This window comes from Massilia sp. GER05 (genome assembly GCF_052056005.1).
GTDB lineage: Bacteria > Pseudomonadota > Gammaproteobacteria > Burkholderiales > Burkholderiaceae_D > Telluria > Telluria orientalis.
The window spans coordinates 3,340,745-3,358,947 of the sequence record NZ_CP178858.1; the positions used below are offsets into that span (position 1 = coordinate 3,340,745).

The 18,203-nt window shown below is 64.3% G+C and carries 15 protein-coding genes, 6 tRNA genes and 2 pseudogenes; 21 read left to right on the plus strand and 2 right to left on the minus strand.

All coding sequences use genetic code 11. The features are described from left to right. Positions 1–94: 94 nt before the first annotated feature. The 4 genes from ACL58G_RS15065 to ACL58G_RS15080 all read left to right on the plus strand — a co-directional run bounded on the left by ACL58G_RS15065 (position 95) and on the right by ACL58G_RS15080 (position 4,545). Entirely contained in the window at positions 95–1,549 is a 1,455-nt protein-coding gene (locus tag ACL58G_RS15065) for a DegQ family serine endoprotease (protein ID WP_413384731.1), read from the plus strand. Continuing rightward, positions 1,546–1,812, plus strand: a complete 267-nt coding sequence (locus ACL58G_RS15070; RefSeq protein WP_440967618.1) for a glutaredoxin family protein — start codon at positions 1,546–1,548, stop codon at positions 1,810–1,812. Before ACL58G_RS15065 ends, ACL58G_RS15070 begins: the two co-directional genes overlap by 4 nt. 88 nt (positions 1,813–1,900) lie before the next feature. After that, positions 1,901–3,343, plus strand: coding sequence for a pyridoxal phosphate-dependent decarboxylase family protein (locus tag ACL58G_RS15075; protein WP_440967619.1), 1,443 nt, complete (start codon positions 1,901–1,903; stop codon positions 3,341–3,343). After that, on the plus strand, positions 3,340–4,545 hold the full coding sequence (locus ACL58G_RS15080; protein ID WP_413384738.1) for an ATP-grasp domain-containing protein: 1,206 nt from the start codon (positions 3,340–3,342) through the stop codon (positions 4,543–4,545). The genes ACL58G_RS15075 and ACL58G_RS15080 overlap by 4 nt, the downstream gene beginning before the upstream one ends. Positions 4,546–4,633: 88 nt before the next feature. On the opposite strand, the gene ACL58G_RS15085 is transcribed toward ACL58G_RS15080, so the two are convergent. Next, positions 4,634–5,599: a hypothetical protein gene (locus tag ACL58G_RS15085; protein WP_440967621.1), complete on the minus strand. Its 966-nt coding sequence runs from the start codon at positions 5,597–5,599 to the stop codon at positions 4,634–4,636. Between the two features lie 288 nt (positions 5,600–5,887). Between ACL58G_RS15085 and lepA the strand changes: the two genes are divergently transcribed. The 17 genes and pseudogenes from lepA to ACL58G_RS15170 form a co-directional block, all read left to right on the plus strand. Further along, positions 5,888–7,681 (plus strand): translation elongation factor 4, encoded by a 1,794-nt coding sequence (lepA, locus tag ACL58G_RS15090; protein ID WP_413384743.1) that lies wholly within the window; start codon positions 5,888–5,890, stop codon positions 7,679–7,681. A gap of 17 nt (positions 7,682–7,698) precedes the next feature. Continuing rightward, positions 7,699–8,613: a signal peptidase I gene (lepB, locus tag ACL58G_RS15095; RefSeq protein ID WP_413341150.1), complete on the plus strand. Its 915-nt coding sequence runs from the start codon at positions 7,699–7,701 to the stop codon at positions 8,611–8,613. Between the two features lie 18 nt (positions 8,614–8,631). Next, positions 8,632–9,045: a DUF4845 domain-containing protein gene (locus tag ACL58G_RS15100; protein WP_413384745.1), complete on the plus strand. Its 414-nt coding sequence runs from the start codon at positions 8,632–8,634 to the stop codon at positions 9,043–9,045. Between the two features lie 62 nt (positions 9,046–9,107). Next, positions 9,108–9,935, plus strand: coding sequence for a ribonuclease III (gene rnc, locus ACL58G_RS15105; RefSeq protein WP_440967624.1), 828 nt, complete (start codon positions 9,108–9,110; stop codon positions 9,933–9,935). Next, positions 9,932–10,855 (plus strand): GTPase Era, encoded by a 924-nt coding sequence (gene era, locus ACL58G_RS15110; protein WP_056137315.1) that lies wholly within the window; start codon positions 9,932–9,934, stop codon positions 10,853–10,855. The genes rnc and era overlap by 4 nt, the downstream gene beginning before the upstream one ends. Positions 10,856–10,878: 23 nt before the next feature. Further along, positions 10,879–11,694, plus strand: coding sequence for a DNA repair protein RecO (recO, locus tag ACL58G_RS15115; protein ID WP_440967626.1), 816 nt, complete (start codon positions 10,879–10,881; stop codon positions 11,692–11,694). Between the two features lie 17 nt (positions 11,695–11,711). Beyond that, positions 11,712–12,497, plus strand: a complete 786-nt coding sequence (pdxJ, locus tag ACL58G_RS15120) for a pyridoxine 5'-phosphate synthase (RefSeq protein ID WP_413384751.1) — start codon at positions 11,712–11,714, stop codon at positions 12,495–12,497. Further along, a complete protein-coding gene (gene acpS / locus ACL58G_RS15125; protein WP_413384753.1) occupies positions 12,497–12,892 on the plus strand; it encodes a holo-ACP synthase in 396 nt (131 codons plus the stop codon). The genes pdxJ and acpS overlap by 1 nt, the downstream gene beginning before the upstream one ends. A 161-nt stretch (positions 12,893–13,053) precedes the next feature. Then, positions 13,054–14,922: an excinuclease ABC subunit UvrC gene (gene uvrC / locus ACL58G_RS15130; RefSeq protein WP_413341162.1), complete on the plus strand. Its 1,869-nt coding sequence runs from the start codon at positions 13,054–13,056 to the stop codon at positions 14,920–14,922. A gap of 102 nt (positions 14,923–15,024) precedes the next feature. Then, positions 15,025–15,609: a CDP-diacylglycerol--glycerol-3-phosphate 3-phosphatidyltransferase gene (gene pgsA, locus ACL58G_RS15135; RefSeq protein ID WP_056137323.1), complete on the plus strand. Its 585-nt coding sequence runs from the start codon at positions 15,025–15,027 to the stop codon at positions 15,607–15,609. Positions 15,610–15,694: 85 nt separating this feature from the next. After that, positions 15,695–15,770, plus strand: a tRNA-Gly gene (locus ACL58G_RS15140). A 78-nt stretch (positions 15,771–15,848) separates the two neighbouring features. Beyond that, positions 15,849–15,924 (plus strand) — tRNA-Gly (locus ACL58G_RS15145). 42 nt (positions 15,925–15,966) lie between these two features. Further along, positions 15,967–16,042: transfer RNA gene (locus ACL58G_RS15150), tRNA-Gly, on the plus strand. Positions 16,043–16,076: 34 nt separating this feature from the next. Beyond that, positions 16,077–16,152 (plus strand) — tRNA-Gly (locus ACL58G_RS15155). A 25-nt stretch (positions 16,153–16,177) separates the two neighbouring features. Continuing rightward, a tRNA-Gly gene (locus ACL58G_RS15160) sits at positions 16,178–16,253 on the plus strand. Between the two features lie 73 nt (positions 16,254–16,326). Next, positions 16,327–16,400, plus strand: a tRNA-Cys gene (locus ACL58G_RS15165). A gap of 267 nt (positions 16,401–16,667) precedes the next feature. Beyond that, positions 16,668–16,887: pseudogene (locus ACL58G_RS15170) on the plus strand (IS5/IS1182 family transposase); the annotation flags it as partial. On the opposite strand, the pseudogene ACL58G_RS15175 reads toward ACL58G_RS15170, so the two are convergent. Continuing rightward, positions 16,874–17,881: pseudogene (locus tag ACL58G_RS15175) on the minus strand (IS481 family transposase). The pseudogenes ACL58G_RS15170 and ACL58G_RS15175 overlap by 14 nt on opposite strands. Between the last annotated feature and the right edge of the window lie 322 nt (positions 17,882–18,203).

Sequence of the window (18,203 nt, forward strand, 5' to 3'; positions counted from 1 at the left end):
CCGCGCGCCCCGTTCGCCACGGCGGTGCCAACGCGACAACAATGCACTTTTGTCTTACCATACGAACCATCCAAGCCCAGACCTTACCGAACCTATGACAAGCAAAACTGGAAGCGCGATCCTGTCCGCCCTCGTCTTTGCGGGCGCGAGTCTGATGTCCGTCCCGGCGGCCCATGCGGCCGCTCCCGTTGCCGCCCCGACCGTCACCGGCCTGCCCGATTTTGCCGACCTCGTCGACAAGGTCGGCCCGGCCGTCGTCAACATCCGCACCACCGAACGCGTCCGTCTCGACCAGGGCGGGCCGGACGAAGAGATGCAGGAATTCCTGCGCCGCTTCTTCGGCGGCCAGATGGTGCCGCGCGGACGCCGCGGCGGGCCCGCGGAACAGCCGCAGGAAGAACGCGTGCAGCGGGGCGTCGGCTCCGGCTTCATCATTTCGGACGACGGGTATGTGCTGACCAATGCGCACGTCGTGGAAGGCGCGGACGAGGTCGTCGTGACCCTGACTGACCGCCGCGAATTCAAGGCCAAGGTGCTGGGCTCGGATGCCCGCAGCGACGTGGCCCTGCTGAAGGTGGACGCGCGCAACCTGCCGAACGTGCGCATCGGCGATTCCAGCAAGATCCGCGTGGGCGAGTGGGTGATCGCCATCGGTTCGCCGTTCAACCTGGAGAACACGGTGACCGCCGGCATCATCTCGGCCAAGGCGCGCGACACCGGCGAATACCTGCCGCTGATCCAGAGCGACGTGGCCGTCAACCCCGGCAACTCGGGCGGCCCGCTGATCAACATGCGCGGCGAGGTCATCGGCATCAACTCGCAGATCGCCACGCTGTCCGGCGCCTATAACGGCATCTCGTTCGCCGTGCCGATCGACGAGGTGATGCGCGTCTCCGAGCAGATTCGCAAGACGGGCAAGGTGACGCGCGGGCGCCTCGGCGTGCAGATCAGCGAGGTCACGACGGACGTCGCGGAATCGCTCGGGCTGGGGCGCGCGCGCGGCGCCGAGGTCGCGATGGTCGAGCCGGGCGGGCCGGCGGACAAGGCCGGCCTGAAAGTCGGCGACATCATCCTGAAATTCAACGGCAAGGACATCGAACGCAGCTCCGACCTGCCGCGACTCGTGGGCGGCAGCGCCGTCGGCAGCCGCGCCACCGTCACCGTGTGGCGCCGCGGCAGCCAGATCGACCTGCCGGTGACCATCGTCGAACTGCAGGAAGAAAAATCGCCGACGGCCAAGGCGACGCCCAAGAAGCCGGCGCCGGACCAGGCGCCGAACGCACTGGGCCTGCACGTGTCGGATCTCACGGCCGCCCAGAAGCGCGAGCTCAAGACGGAGGCCGGCGTGCTGGTCGAGTTCTCCGAAGGGCGCGCGGCGTCGGCCGGCATCCGCCAGGGCGACGTGATCCTGCAGATGAACAATGTCGAGATCACGGGCGCGGCCCAGTTCAACGGGCTCGTCGCCAAGCTCGACGCGAAGAAACCGGTCGCTCTGCTGGTGCGTAGGGACAATGTCTCGCGCTACCTCGTCATCCGGCCGCGCCAATGAGTCTACGTTTTACGCTGTACTCCAGGTCGTATTGCCACCTGTGCGAGGACATGCTCGCCGCGCTGCAGGCGTTCATGGCCCGCCAGGGGCGGGCGTACGCGGTGGACGTGGTCGACGTCGATGCCGACCCGGCCCTCGTCGCCCGCTACGACGAACTGGTGCCGGTGCTCGTCGCGGAGCCGGCCGGCACCGAGCTGTGCCACTACTTCCTCGACGAGGGTGCGCTGCGGCGTCACCTCGGCCTGGCAGAGGCGGCCGCGTAATCAAAAGGGCAATAGTCACAGCTTTTACAGCTTGTTCCATGGATCGAAAGCGAGCCGACCTGCGATAATCGGCTGCATCGATTCCTGAATGATGCATATGGCTGACGGCCCCGACGCTACGCTCGACCCCGCGGACTGGACGCAACTCCGCGCCCTCGGGCACCAGATCCTGGACGACATGTTCGACCACCTGGAGGATATTCGTGCGCGGCCCGTCTGGCAGCAGATGCCGGACGCCGCGCGCGCCAGCCTGCGTGCCCCGCTGCCGCGCGCGCCGGGCTCGCTGGCGGACGCCTACCGCAGCCTGCAGGACAACGTCATTCCCTACACCGTCGGCAACCCGCATCCCGGCTTCATGGGCTGGGTGCATGGCGCCGGCACGCCGGTGGGCATCGTCGCCGAGATGATCGCGGGGGCGCTGAACGCGAACGTCGGCGGCCGCAACCAGGCGCCCGTCGAGGTGGAGCGCCAGGTATCGCAATGGATGGCGGCGCTGTTCGGCTTTTCCGATACGGCCCGCGGCGTGTTCGTCACGGGCACGTCGATCGCCAACTTCATGGGCGTCGTCGTCGCGCGCACGCGGGCGCTGGGGCGCGACGTGCGCGCGCACGGGCTCGCGGCGCATGCGGACCTGCGCGCATACGCGTCGACCGAAGCGCACGGCTGCATCGCGAAGGCCCTGGACATGGCCGGCTTCGGCACCGATGCGCTGCGCACCGTGCGCGTGGATGCCGCCGGCCGCATGGACGTACCGGATCTCGCCGCGCAGGTCGCTGCGGATCGCCGCAACGGGTTACGGCCATTCCTCGTCGTCGCCAGCGCCGGCACGGTGAACACGGGCGCCATCGATCCGCTCGCGGCACTCGCCGATGTCGCGCGCGCACAGGGCATGTGGCTGCATGTCGACGGCGCGTACGGGGCGCTGGGGATGCTGGCGCCGGACGTCGCGCCGCTTCTCGGCGGCATTGCGCGCGCGGACTCGCTCGCCTTCGATTTTCACAAGTGGGGCCAGGTGCCGTACGACGCCGGCTATTTTCTCGCGCGCGACGGCGCGCACATGCTCGACGCTTTCGCCGCACCGGCCGCGTACCTGCAGCGCGCCAGCACCGGGCTCGCGGCGGGGACGGCGTGGCCGTGCGACCTGGGGCCCGATTTGTCGCGCGGCTTCCGTGCACTGAAGACGTGGCTGACGTTCCAGGTCTACGGCGCCGACGCCATCGGCCGCTCGATCTCGGCCACGTGCGCGCTGGCCCGCTACCTCGCCGGGCGCGTCGCGGCCGAGCCGTCACTGGAACTGGCGGCGCCCGTCGCGTTGAACATCGTCTGCTTCCGCTATGTCTGCGCGGATCCCGAACGTGTCAATCGCGAGATCGTGCTCGCACTGTACGACGAAGGCCGCGTGGCGCCATCCGCGACGACGCTCGAAGGCCGCTACGCGATCCGCGCGGCGATCGTCAACCACCGCACGGGCCGTGCCGACATCGACGCGCTCGTCGAAGCCGTGTTGCGCGCCGGCCGCCGCCTGTCATGATCACGCCCACCATCCTCGACGCCGCCGCCACGCCCTACGCCCCGCTGATCGGCGCCGCGGCCCTGATGCGCTGCGCCTTTTATCGGGCCGACCTGCGTCCGGTCGGCGAACGCCTGCTGGCGCGTGCCCAGGCGCATCCCGACGATGCGAACGCGTGGCTGGATGCCAGCTTCGTCCTGCAATTGCTGGGCCAGCGCGCGGCGGGCCTGGACGTGCAACACCACGCGCTGGCCATCCGGTCGCTGTACGCGCTGCCGGCCCCGGCCAGGACGCCGGCCTTGAACCTGCTCGTGCTGATGGGGCCCGGCGACTTCATGGCCAACACGCCCGTCGAATTCCTGCTGCAGACCTCGAGCATCGCCGCGACCGTGCAATACGTGACGCCCGACCTGCCGCTGCCGGAGGAGGTGCCCGACCACGACGCGCTGTTCGTGGCGATCGCGCAATCGGACGCCAACGCGGCGCTGCTGCGCGACGTGGCGCGGATGCTCGACGGCTGGCCGCGTCCCGTCATCAACCGGCCGGAGCGGATCGCGCACCTGTCGCGCGACGGCGTCTGCGCGGCGCTCGATGGCGTGTCCGGGACACTGGTGCCGCGGACGGTGCGCCTGGATCGTGCGGCAGCAATGCAACTAACCGACGGTGCGTTCCCGCTGATCGTGCGGCCAGTGGATTCGCACGCGGGCACGGACCTGCAAAAGGTGGACGACGGCACCGCGCTGCGCGACTATCTCGGCGGGCATGCCGCGGGCGAGTTCTATCTGGCGCCGTTCGTCGATTATTCCGGTCCGGACGGCCAGTTCCGCAAATACCGCATCGTGCTCATCGACGGCAAGCCATTCATCTGCCACCTGGCGATCTCGTCGCACTGGATGGTGCATTACCTGAACGCGGGCATGGACGACAGCGCCGCCAAGCGGGCGGAGGAGGCGGCCGGGATGGCTGCGTTCGACGACGGGTTCGCGCGCCGTCACGCGGCGGCGCTGGCCGGGATCGATGCGCGCATCGGCTTGCCTTGGCTGGGCATCGATTGCGCGGAGACGCGCGATGGCCGGTTGCTCATCTTCGAAGTGGACAACGCGATGGTCGTGCACGCAATGGACGATCCGGGCAGGTATCCGTACAAGCGGCCGGTGATGGAGCGGGTGTTCGGGGCGTTCGAAAAGATGCTGCATCGGGTTACAAGCGCAGCATCAAATTAGCCGTCATCCCCGCGCAGGCGGGGACCCAAGTATTACGCGTTGCGGCAGATCCAGATTGGGCCCCCGCCTTCGCGGGGGCGACGGTTTTTCATGCGGCGACAAACTGTTTTTCATCGTTGGCGACGATCGCCGTCTCGCCGAGTAATTCCCGCATGAACACCCGCTTCGCGTCGCTGCGCGGACTCGCCCAGAAACTCTCGAGCGTAGCCTGCGGCACCCCGTCGTAATCGACGCGCAACTCGTACGGCCGCCCCAGCAGTTCGCTGTGCACATAGCTCGCAAAGCATTCCGCGAAATCGTCGTACGGATTCGTCGCGCCGTACAGGCTGGGAAAATCGCTGCCTTCCAGGCCGGCATACGCGGTCACGATGGTGTCGCTGTGCAGTTTGTTCGTGCCGTAGAAATCGACGGCGCCGCGCAGGCCGAAATCGGAGCCGCTCCACGGCACGAAGCGCCCGGCGGCGTTCGCATGCCAGCTCAGGTCGAGGAAGGGAAAGAACGCCGCCGGCACCGGTTCCCACCAGCGCGGCAGGAACGATCCGCCCGCCGTCACGACGTGGCCGAATTCGTGCAGCAGCAGGAATTGCAGCGCGTGCGCGCGGGTGTCGTCGAGCGGGGCCGCGATCGTCGCGGCGAGCGAAAAGCCGGGGCCGCCGAACGGCAGGTTTTCCTTCCACGTGGCCCAGGAATTGGCCGTATGCGTTTCCAGCAGATCCATGTCGAGCAGCACGACGCAGCCGAGGATGCGGCCGTCGACGGCATCCGCGACGATGTCCGTGATGCCCGACGACCCGAGGCCGCGGCCCGTGCACACGCCCAGCAGCAGCGGGCCCACGAGGCCGCGCACGGAGGCCGGCATGCCCGCCAGCGCGGCGCGCAGGTCCGCCTGCAGGACGGCATCCGGCACGCACGGGGCGGGCACGGCGTCCAGTCCGGTCGCCATGTTCACCTGGTGCACGATGTCGCGCACTTCATCGGGCAGGGGCAGGATGCGTTGCCCGATGGGCAAGGAAAGCTGCGTGCGCCATTGCTGCGGTTCGGACGTGTAGATCATGGTGGCAAAAAAGAAGGGCCGTAAGGTGCCGATGTGCCATTAACGGCGCGCCAATGGCCAACTTGAATCGTGGTCCTCCCCGGAAACCGGGCTTTCTGCCTCGAAATCCGGTAAAATGGGCAGCTTGCGGGTCAAGCCGCGGCCTTCATGAGCCGCGATTCGCCCGATAAGGCGCTCGCCCGGGGAACTTCCCGTCCCCCAGACGCGGCGCTTTTTTCGTATTGCGCCGGCAGGAGCCAAGCCTGTCGGCCTGGCCGCGTGCCGCTCTTTTTGGTTTTGAGTTTGTTAATGAAAAACATACGTAACTTTTCCATCATCGCCCACATCGATCACGGTAAATCGACGCTGGCGGACCGCATCATCCAGCTGTGCGGCGGCCTGTCGGAACGTGAAATGGACGAGCAGGTGCTCGACTCGATGGACCTGGAGCGCGAGCGCGGCATCACCATCAAGGCCCAGACCGCGGCGCTGCATTACAAGGCACGCGATGGCCAGATCTATAACCTGAACCTGATCGACACCCCGGGCCACGTCGACTTCAGCTATGAAGTGTCGCGCTCGCTGTCCGCCTGCGAAGGCGCGCTTCTCGTCGTCGACGCGTCGCAGGGCGTGGAGGCGCAGACCGTCGCCAACTGCTACACGGCGCTGGACCTCGGTGTGGAAGTGGTGCCCATCCTGAACAAGATCGACCTGCCGCACGCCGATCCGGACCGCGCGAAGCAGGAAATCGAGGACGTCATCGGCCTCGACGCCACCGACGCCACCACCTGCTCCGCGAAGACGGGCCTGGGCGTGGAAGACGTGCTGGAAACGCTGATCGCGAAAGTGCCGCCGCCGGAAGGCGATCCGGACGCGCCGCTGCAGGCCCTGATCGTCGACTCGTGGTACGACAGCTATGTCGGCGTCGTGATGCTCGTGCGCGTGAAGAACGGCACGTTGCGTCCGAAGGACAAGATTCTCCTGATGGCGACGGGCTCGCAGCAGCTGGTCGAGCAGGTCGGGGTGTTCTCGCCGCGCTCCGTGCAGTTGCCGGAGCTGAAGGCCGGCCAGGTGGGCTTCATCATCGCCGGCATCAAGGAACTGAAGGCCGCGAAGGTGGGCGATACCGTCACCCTGGCGTCGCGCCCGGCCCTGGCGCCGCTGCCCGGCTTCAAGGAGGTGCAGCCGCAGGTGTTCGCCGGTTTGTTCCCGGTGGAAGCGAACCAGTACGACGCACTGCGCGACTCGCTGGAAAAGCTGAAGCTGAACGACGCCGCGCTGCAGTACGAGCCGGAAGTGTCGCAGGCGCTGGGCTTCGGCTTCCGCTGCGGCTTCCTGGGCCTGCTGCACATGGACGTCATCCAGGAACGCCTGGAGCGCGAATTCGACCAGGACCTGATCACGACGGCCCCGACCGTCGTGTACGAAGTCGTGATGCGCGACGGTTCGATGATCAAGGTCGACAACCCGTCCAAGATGCCGGAAGTGTCGAAGATCGACGAAGTGCGCGAGCCGATCGTCACCGTCAACCTGTACATGCCGCAGGAATACGTCGGCGCCGTCATCACGCTGTGCACCGGCAAGCGCGGCGTGCAGATGGACATGAGCTACCACGGCCGCCAGGTGAAACTGGTGTACGAGATCCCGATGGCCGAGATCGTGCTGGACTTCTTCGACCGCCTGAAATCCACGTCGCGCGGCTATGCGTCGATGGACTACGAGTTCAAGGAATACCGCGCGTCGGACGTCGTGAAGGTCGATATGCTGATCAACGGCGACAAGGTCGACGCGCTCGCCATCATCGTGCACCGCGCCAACGCCGCCTACCGCGGCCGCCAGGTGGCCGCGAAGATGCGCGAACTGATCCCGCGCCAGATGTTCGACGTGGCGATCCAGGCCGCGATCGGCGCGACGATCATCTCGCGCGAAAACGTCAAGGCGCTGCGCAAGAACGTGCTGGCGAAGTGCTACGGCGGCGACGTCAGCCGCAAGAAGAAGCTGCTTGAGAAACAAAAGGCCGGCAAGAAACGCATGAAGCAGGTGGGCTCGGTGGAGATCCCGCAAGAGGCTTTCCTTGCCATCCTCCAAGTGGAAGAAAAATAAGGGAAGAATCAGAAACGATGAATCTGCAACCGATCCTCGGCAATTTTGCCTTGATTTTGTTCGTCGCCATGGTGATCACGGGCGTCATCTGGTGCCTCGACGTGTTCGTCCTCGCGAAGCAGCGCCGCGCGAAGGCGGACGCGGCCCTGGCCGAGTACGACGCGCGCCACGCCAAGCTGACGGCCGACGGCATCAAGCTGGACAACGGCAACCGCGCGGCGCTGGAGGCATCGATCCTGCGCCAGCCGACGTGGGTCGAGTATTCCGGCAGCTTCTTCCCCGTGATCGCGCTCGTGTTCGTGCTGCGTTCCTTCCTGTTCGAGCCATTCAAGATCCCGTCGTCGTCGATGGTGCCGACCTTGCTCGTGGGCGACCTGATCCTCGTGAACAAGTTCGACTACGGCATCCGCCTCCCGGTGATCAACAAGAAGATTATCGAGGTGGGCAATCCGCAGCGGGGCGACGTCATGGTGTTCAAATACCCCAAGGATCCGAGCCAGGACTACATCAAGCGCGTGATCGGCATACCGGGTGATAAAATCACTTACGAGAACAAGCGCCTGACCGTGAACGGCCAGCCGGTCGAGTACGTGCCGATGGACGATTACCTGGACGACGAGCGCCCGGTCTACCACAAGCAATTCCTGGAAAAGCTGACGAACGCGCCGCACCGCATCCTGAACATGGACGGTGCCCGCACCTACAACCAGAGCGCCGTGGAGGAGTTCCCCCATCACGAAAATTGCACCTATTCCTACGATCAATTTACCTGTATCGTACCGGAGGGCAATTATTTCATGATGGGCGATAACCGCGACAACAGCGCAGACAGCCGCTACTGGGGCTTCGTGCCGGACCAGAACATCGTCGGCAAGGCTGTGTTTGTTTGGATGAACTTCAGCAACCTGAAGCGCATCGGCGGTATCCACTAAGCCGACGCGGAGGGTGTGATGAAAGGTGGCAAGCGGTATCGGATCGGTGCGGAAAGCGGTGTCTCGCTGTCGGGCCTGATCGTCGTGTTGATCGTGCTGGGCGCGCTGGCGCTGGTGGCGATCAAGGTGACGCCGGCTTTCCTGGAATACCGGGCCGTCAAGGATTCGATCGCCAAGGCGAAGGCCGAGGCCGGGTCCGGCACCGTGCGCGAGATCCGGCAGGCGTTCGACAAGAATGCCGGCGTCAACGACGTGTCGGCCATCCAGGGCCGTGACCTCGTGATCACGCGCGATGGCGGCACGACCGAGATCAGCTTCGCTTACGAGAAGCAGGTGCCGCTGACGGACAGCATCAACCTGACGTTCAAGTTCGACGGTACCACCGACCCCAGCGGCAACAATGCCGCCAAGGCCGACAAGGCCGACAAGTAATACGCCGGGAGGGCGCGCGATGGGATCGGCGCGCGGCGCCGGCCCATTAGATTGGTAAGACAATGAATCTTCAGTTATTGCAAACTCGCCTAGGCTATACGTTCCGGGACGCCGGCCTGCTGCAACAGGCGCTGACCCACCGTAGCCACAGCAGTCTGCATAACGAGCGCCTGGAATTCCTCGGCGACTCGATCCTGAACTGCGTCGTCGCCTCCATCCTGTACGAACGATTCAACAACCTGGCCGAAGGCGATTTGTCGCGCCTGCGCGCCAACCTCGTCAAGCAGCAATCGCTGTTCGAGATCGCCCAGAAGCTGGAACTGTCGCAATTCCTGCGCCTGGGCGAGGGCGAGTTGAAATCCGGCGGGTTCCGCCGGCCGTCGATCCTCGCCGACACCCTGGAAGCGCTGCTCGGCGCCATTTTCCTCGACAGCGGCTTCGATGCGGCGCGCGACGCGATCCGTTCGTTTTATATTCCGCTGCTCGATTCCGTCGACCCGCGTACGCTCGGCAAGGATGCCAAGACCCTGTTGCAGGAGTTCTTGCAGAGCAAAAAGATCTCGCTGCCCACGTACAACGTCGTCGCCACGCACGGCGCCGCGCACAGCCAGGAGTTCGAGATCGAGTGCCTCGTGCCCAAGCTGGGCATCCAGGTCTTCGGACGCGGCGGCAGCCGCCGCGCCGGCGAGCAGGCCGCGGCGCGCCTCGCGCTGGAAACGGCCGAGCAACTGTTGCAAAAAAGTCCGTCCACGGCGCGCAAGTCGCGGCCCCGGTCGGCCCAGCTGAAGCTGGCGGGCATCGCCACCGACCAGACCGAGCTGGCGGCGCAGGCCGAGGAGCCGCAGTCGCAGCAGAAACAAACCCACAAGTCAGGAAACACCCCAGCATGAACATCGAGACCACCACCGAGACCAACGACACTGCACCGGAAGGCTTCCGCTGCGGCTACATCGCCATCGTCGGCCGTCCGAACGTGGGCAAGTCGACGTTGATGAACGTGCTGATCGGTGCCAAGGTGTCGATCACGTCGCGCAAGGCGCAAACGACGCGCCACCGCATCACGGGCATCCAGACCCGCGACGACGCCCAGTTCATCTACGTCGACACGCCCGGCTTCCAGACCCGCCACGCGAATGCGCTGAACAAGACGCTGAACAAGACCGTGTCGAACACGCTGACGGCATCCGACGTGATCCTGTTCCTCGTCGAGGCCGGCACGTTCGGCCCGGCCGACCAGTTGGTCGCGGACCTGCTGCCGAAGAACGTGCCCGTCATCCTCGTCATCAACAAGTCCGACCGCATGAAGGACAAGGCCGAGCTGATGCCGTTCGCCGCGAAGGTCGCCAGCCTGCGCGATTTCACCGCGGTCGTGCCCGTGTCCGCGAAGCTGCGCTTCCAGGTCGATGCGCTCGAAGGCGAGATCAAGCGCCACCTGCCGGAAAATCCGCCGATCTTCGGCCCGGACGACATCACCGACCGCAGCGAGAAATTCCTCGCGGCCGAGATCGTGCGCGAAAAAGTGTTCCGCCTGCTGGGCGACGAGCTGCCGTACACGAGCACCGTCCTCATCGAACAATTCCAGCAAGAAGGCAATTTGCGCCGCGTCTTCGCCGCGATCCTGGTCGAGCGCGACACGCACAAGTCCATGATCATCGGGAACAAGGGCGCGCGCCTGAAAGAGATTTCCACGCAATCCCGCCTCGACATGGAAAAGCTGTTCGGCGGCCCGGTGTACCTGGAAATCTGGGTCAAGGTGAAGTCCGGCTGGGCCGACAACGAAGCGGGCCTGCGCGCTTACGGTTACGAGTAACAAGCCGGGGCGGGAGCGTACGCATGCCGAGCCGCGACGACGAACTCATCGATAACGATAGCGACGCCCATGCCCCGGCGGCGGCCGGCGCCAGGCGCCGCACGCCCGCGCGCGAAGGCCGCGTGGTCGGTCAGCGGATTGCCGGCCAACCGGCCTTCGTGCTGCACAGCTATCCGTACAAGGAGACGAGCCTCATCGTCGACCTCTTCACGCGCGATCACGGCCGCATCGGCGTCGTCGCGAAGGGCGCGAAACGGCCGCATTCGAAACTACGGGGCGTGCTGCAGACCTTTCAACCGCTGTCCGTGTCCTTCTCGGGCAAGTCCGAACTGCGCACGCTGATCGACGCCGAATGGGTCGGCGGCATGCTGCCGATCGAGAAGACCGCGCTGCTGTGCGGCTTCTATCTCAATGAATTGCTGGTGAAGCTGCTGGCGCGCGACGATGCGCATCCGGCCCTGTTCAACCACTACGTCGCGACACTCAATGAACTGGCGCACGGCGAACCGGCGCCGATCGCCTTGCGAAAATTCGAACGGGCCTTACTTAAGGAGACCGGGGTCGCCGCCGACCTGACGCGCTGCACGACGACGCGCGCCCCGGTCGAGCCGGACGGCCTGTACGTCGTCGACCCGGAACGCGGCGCACGCACGGCGCAGGCCGTGGAGTCGTGGCCGGTGGTGTCCGGCAAGACGCTCGTCGACATGGAACGCGAGGATTACGCCGACCCGCAGACGAAGGCGCAAAGCAAGCAGCTGATGCGCTTCCTGCTGGCCTATCACCTGGGAGGCGCGCCGCTGAACACGCGCCAGATTTTGATCGACCTGATGCAGCTTTAAGAACAAAGACTACCACCATGAGCTTCCTGCAACCCGCCGGCCAGGTGATCGACCTGGGCGTGAACATCGACCACATCGCCACCGTCCGCAATGCGCGCGGCACCGTTTACCCCGACCCGCTGCGCGCCGCGCTGATCGCCGAGCAGGCGGGCGCCGACCTGATCACCCTGCACCTGCGCGAAGACCGCCGCCACATCAAGGACGCCGACGTCCTCGCCATCCGCCCGCAACTCGCGACGCGCATGAACCTGGAGGCGGCCGTCACGCAGGAGATGATCGACTTCGCGTGCAAAGTGAAACCGCAGGACGTGTGCCTCGTGCCGGAGCGCCGCGAAGAAGTGACGACGGAAGGCGGCCTGGACGTCATCCGCTACCAGAAGGAAGTCGAAGCCGCGATCCGGCAACTGAAAGGCGAGGGCATCCGCGTGTCGCTGTTCATCGACGCCGACGAGCAGCAGATCGCCGCCGCGGCCGCCGTCGGCGCGCCCGTCATCGAGCTGCACACGGGGCGCTACGCCGAGGCCGGGAACGCCGAAGAGCATGCGCGCGAGCTGGAACGCGTCAAGGCGGGCGTGCGCGCCGGCGTGAAGCACGGCCTGCGCGTCAATGCGGGCCATGGCCTGCATTACACGAACGTGCAGCCGATCGCCGCGATCCGCGAGATCCACGAACTGAACATCGGCCACGCAATCGTCGCGCACGCGCTGTTCGCGGGCTTCGAAAACGCCGTGCGCGAGATGAAGGCGATCATGGTCGCGGCGCGCCTGGGCGTCTCTTACGCCTCGTCCAAAGCGGGCCAGTGATGATCTACGGGATCGGCACGGACATTGTCCAGATCTCGCGCGTCGAGGCGGCCCTCAAGCGCAGCGGCGAACGCTTCGCCGAAAAGATCCTCGGTCCCGAGGAACTTGTCAAATACCACGCCCGCCGCGCCAAGAACGAGGTGCGGGGGCTGCGCTTCCTGGCCACCCGGTTCTCGGCCAAGGAGGCGTTCTCGAAAGCGATCGGCCTAGGCATGCGCATGCCCATGACCTGGCGCTCGGCCCAGATGCTCAACGCCCCGAGCGGCAAGCCGATGATCGTATGCAGCGGGGCGCTCGATGAATTCATGCGGACGCACCGGCTCACGGCCCAGGTGACGATCAGCGACGAAGCCGATTACGGCGTCGCGTTCGTCATCGTCACCCAGGCACCGTAGTTGTTGTTGTCCGCTGCCTGGGTGTAGCGGAAGTGACAGACGAAGTCGTAGTAAGTACGGGACTAAAGGCGCGCCGGCGCAAGCCGCTGCCGTCCCCGGCGCAAGCGCCGCGCGCCCGTCCGGATGCGTGGCAAGCCATGAAAGAGGAATTGATCGCGACGATGACAAAGGATGCGGAATCCCCCGTGCGCCCCACCGAGGCGGCGCGCGAACAAGTTCTGGCGACGGTGGCCAAGCTGCCCGACCTGCCCGGCGTGTATCGCTATTTCGACGCAGAAGACAGGGTTCTCTACGTCGGCAAGGCGCGCAACCTCAAGAAGCGCGTGTCGAGCTATTTCCAGAAGACGCTGTCGAGCCCTCGCATCGCGATGATGGTGTCGCAGATCGCGCGCCTGGAAACGACGGTGACGCACAGCGAGGCCGAAGCGCTGATCCTGGAAAACAACCTGATCAAGACGCTCAAGCCGCGCTACAACATCCTGTTCCGCGACGACAAGTCTTACCCGTATTTGAAACTGACCGCGGGCGACTATCCGCGCATGGCCTATTATCGCGGCGCGCTGGACAAGAAGAACCAGTACTTCGGGCCGTTCCCGAGCGCGTGGGCCGTGAAGGAATCGATGCAGCTGCTGCAGAAGGTGTTCATGCTGCGTACGTGCGAGGACAGCGTCTTCGCCAACCGCACGCGGCCCTGTTTGCTGCACCAGATCGGGCGCTGCAGCGGGCCGTGCGTCGACCTGATCGCGCCGGAAGACTACAGGCGCGACGTCGACAACGCCGCGAAATTCCTGCGCGGTCGCCAGACGGAGGTGCTGGAAGAACTCGAGAAGAAGATGCTCGCGTATGCCGAGGACCTGAAGTTCGAGCAGGCGGCGAGCGTGCGCAACCAGATCCAGGCGCTGTCGCGCGTGTTGCACCAGCAGAGCATGGAGACGACGGGCGATGCGGACGTCGACGTCATCGCCGTCGTCGTGCAGGGCGGGCGCGCGTGCGTGAACCTGGCGATGGTGCGCGGCGGCCGCCACCTGGGCGACCGCGCGTACTTCCCGACGCAAGTGGGAGAGGCGATGGATGAATGCCCGATCGAAGTGGAGGTGCTCGCGGCGTTCATGGCGCAGCATTACGGCGACAAATTTGTCCCGGGCATCATCATCCTGAACATCGAATTCGACCAGCCCGAGCTGATGATGGCGCTGCAGGAGCAGTGCGGCCACCGCATCAACCTGGTGTTCCAGCCGCAGGGCCAGCGCCGCCAATGGCTCGAACTGGCGCAAAAGGGCGCGGAAATCTCGCTGGCGCGGCTGCTGTCGGAGCAGGGCTCGCAGCAGTCGCGCACGCGCGCGCTGGCGGAGGTGCTGGGCCTCGACAGCGAGGATCTCGAATCCCTGCGCGTCGAATGCTTCGACATCAGCCACACGGCGGGCGAGGCGACGCAGGCGTCGTGCGTCGTGTTCCACCACCACCAGATGCAGAACGGCGAATATCGTCGCTACAACATCACGGGCATCACCCCGGGTGACGACTATGCCGCGATGCGCCAGGTGCTGACGCGGCGCTACGAAAAGGTGGCGAACGGCGAGGGCGTGATGCCGGACATCGCGCTGATCGACGGCGGCAAGGGCCAGGTCGAGATGGCGCGCCAGGTCTTTACGGAGCTGGGGCTCGACATCGGCAACATCGTCGGCGTGGCGAAAGGGGAGGGGCGCAGGGTCGGCCTCGAGACGCTGATCTTCGCCGATGGCCGCCCGCCGCAGGAACTGGGCAAGGAATCGGCCGCGCTGATGCTCGTGGCGATGATCCGCGACGAGGCGCACCGCTTCGCCATCACGGGCATGCGCGCCAAACGCGCCAAGACGCGCCAGGCGTCGCGCCTGGAAGAGATCGAGGGCATCGGCGCCAAGCGCCGCCAGAAGCTGCTCGCGCGCTTTGGCGGCCTGAAGGGCGTGATCGATGCGAGCGTGGAGGACCTGATGTCGGTGGAAGGCATTTCCAGTACGCTGGCGGAAGAGATTTATCGGCAGCTGCACTGAGAGGGGGGCGCGTCACGGATGGCTCAACTGGTTTAAACGGCAAGAGCCATGTAGACTAGCGCGCACGCAACTCAACAAGCAGAGCACGATCAGCCTCACCCCATGCCTTTCAATATTCCGATTCTCCTGACCTGGCTACGCGTCGCCCTCATCCCGCTGGTCGTTGGCGTCTACTATCTCCCCGAACACTGGCTGCACGTGGCCGACCGCAACCTGGCCTCCACGCTCGTGTTCATCGTCGCCGCGATCACGGACTGGTTCGACGGCTACCTCGCCCGGCGCTGGAACCAGACGTCGGCCTTCGGCGCCTTCCTCGACCCCGTCGCGGACAAGCTGATGGTGGCGGGCGCACTGCTCGTGCTCGTGCAGCTGGACCGGGTGAACGCCATCATTGCCTTCATCATCATCGGCCGCGAGATCACGATTTCCGCTCTGCGCGAATGGATGGCCGAGATCGGCGCACGCAAGTCCGTTGCCGTGAGCTCGCTGGGCAAGATCAAGACGGCGGCGCAGATGGTCGCCATCCCGATGCTGCTGTTCCACGATCCCATGTTCGACGGCGTGCTCGACATCCACAAGTGCGGCGAGATCCTGTTGTGGATCGCGGGCGTGCTGACGGTCTGGTCGATGTTCTACTACCTGCGCCGCGCGTGGCCGCTGATCAAGGAAAAGTCGGGCACGGTATAAGTTTCTGCTGGGTCATCCTTGACACATAGCTCAGCATCTCTATAATGCCTGCCTGTTGCAACGACAACGCAGCAAACGAAACGAAGCGGGAGTAGCTCAGTTGGTAGAGCGCAACCTTGCCAAGGTTGAGGTCGAGAGTTCGAGACTCTTCTCCCGCTCCACAGTTTGCCTGTCGAAGTAATAAAAAGGTTGTCTTGGAAAGCAGTCGAAAATCTGAGATAATCGCAAGTTCCAGCGACGCGGGAGTAGCTCAGTTGGTAGAGCGCAACCTTGCCAAGGTTGAGGTCGAGAGTTCGAGACTCTTCTCCCGCTCCAGTCATCGCAAGATGATGCTGGGGCAAACAAGTAAGACTCCATGCGGGAGTAGCTCAGTTGGTAGAGCGCAACCTTGCCAAGGTTGAGGTCGAGAGTTCGAGACTCTTCTCCCGCTCCAGTGTTTTACAATCGTAGTACGTGATGAACTCCATGCGGGAGTAGCTCAGTTGGTAGAGCGCAACCTTGCCAAGGTTGAGGTCGAGAGTTCGAGACTCTTCTCCCGCTCCAGGTAATTCACGATGGTGTACCCGATGCGGGAGTAGCTCAGTTGGTAGAGCGCAACCTTGCCAAGGTTGAGGTCGAGAGTTCGAGACTCTTCTCCCGCTCCAGTTACAGAGAAGCCAGCCTTCTCGTGTCGCTGCGACGAATAACCGGTCGCTGTGGCATAGTCAAGTCTCCTCCGGCGAGGTAGCAAAGCGGTTATGCAGCGGCCTGCAAAGCCGTCTAGACGGGTTCGACTCCCGTCCTCGCCTCCAGCATTCTGTCAGATCAGCGCATTGGCGCTGATCTACGTCAGCAATTCACGACGAATTAAGGCTTGCCGCATCGTGTAGTTGACGCCGGCGCATAGCAAACCTTCGACATTAGAAAATGTATTATCGAATGCATATCTTGCGCTGCGGGGCATTGCAGGTGCCTTCCGGACGACGTCAAACCACGCCCAGCCAGCGTGCGATTCACATGCTGTTCGGCAAGGCAGTTGATCAAGGCAAAGTGTTGTCGGCCGATGTCGTGTGCGTCGCCTCTGGCGATACTCGAGAAGGCTTTTCCTAAATCGACGCACATCTGCGGATGAAGCCCAGCGCAACATCGAATCGATGTGGCTGATGCAGCGCTTGAGCCCCGACTTCATGGCGATAGCGAACTTCCGTCGCGATGTTTGTCGCCAGTTCGTTGTATTGTGCCGGCAGCTGGGTGGTCGCCATCGATGGCAGCAAGTTCAAGGCCGTCAACAGCAGCGATGCTGGCGCCGCCATGGGTTGTCAAGACCCGGCTGGTTATAGACGCGTTTCCTGAATAATTCAGGGCGTTTTTCATTCCATTCCTTGAGTGCCGGAATGGGTGTTTTATGCTTGAGCGCTCGCTGCGGAATGCTGTGGTTGTAGATCTTGACGTAATTGCGCAGCGTCGATTCCAGTTCGGCAGCTTAGCCAAAACGGGTCTGGTTGACGATGTCGCTGATGCGGCCATTGAAGCGCTCCACCATGCCGTTGGTCTGCGGGTGGCGAGGTGGGATGAGGCGGTGCTCGATGTCGAACTGTTTGCACAGCCGATCGAACACGTGCGAACCGCTGGGCTCCTTCTTTTTGCCGCCGGCCGTGAAGCGGTCGGTGAACTGGCTGCCGTTGTCGGTCAGCAGTTTGACGATCTTGACCGGGCAGGCATGCTGGACCTTGGTGAGGAAATCGACACTGCTGCCGTCGGTTTGATCGGCATACAGTTCGACGAAAACCCAGCGCGTGGCGCGGTCGATGGCAACAAACAGATAGCGCCTTGCCGTCTCGTCCGGCATCTGCGGCAGGTACTTGATGTCAATGTGCACGAAGCCCGGCTCGTAGTCCTTGAAGGTCTTCTTCGTAGCCGGGGCTGCGCCTTCCTGCTCGACCAGGTCGCGCAGGTCGGAGACGCCGTGGCGGCGCAGGCAGCGCCCCAGGCCGGCACGCGAGACTGCGGGATTGATGAACTCGCGTGTGACCGCCAGCAGGTCGTCCGTCGGTAGCAGGAGAGTCTTACGTAGCTCCACAACGATGAGCTCCTGTTCGGGAGACAGAGTTGTGTACATCTTGATGGGCGCGTGCGACTTGTCTTCCGAGGAATCCCGATCTTGCCATTTCCGGATGGTCTGGCGGGAGACGTTGCACAGCCTGGCCAGTTTGGCTTGCGGCAGCGTTGAGTTCCTGATTTCCTCACGGATCAGGTGGGTGGTGCGAGCTTGGCTGTGCAGTACCTGGGCCATCGTGTCGCCAGTGAAAGATCGGATTGGAACAGTGTACGCAAAACGTTCCTGGCCTTGAAGAGCGGCCAGCTACGGATGGGTACATGATCCCACGAGTCTAGACATCTATGTTCCTGCTTGCCGGCTTTTACTACGCGACTCGGCCGGTCGCATAAGAACGTTTTCCCCATCCTCATTTGCTCGAAATCGGTTGCACCTGACTGGCCGTTTCCGGTTCCGCGGGATCGATTGCCCCTTGCGAACTGTGAATTTCCGAGAGAAATCGTCACATTCTGTTGTGGTATCGTACGCCCGCGTGACGTAACAATTATTTCCGCTGCCA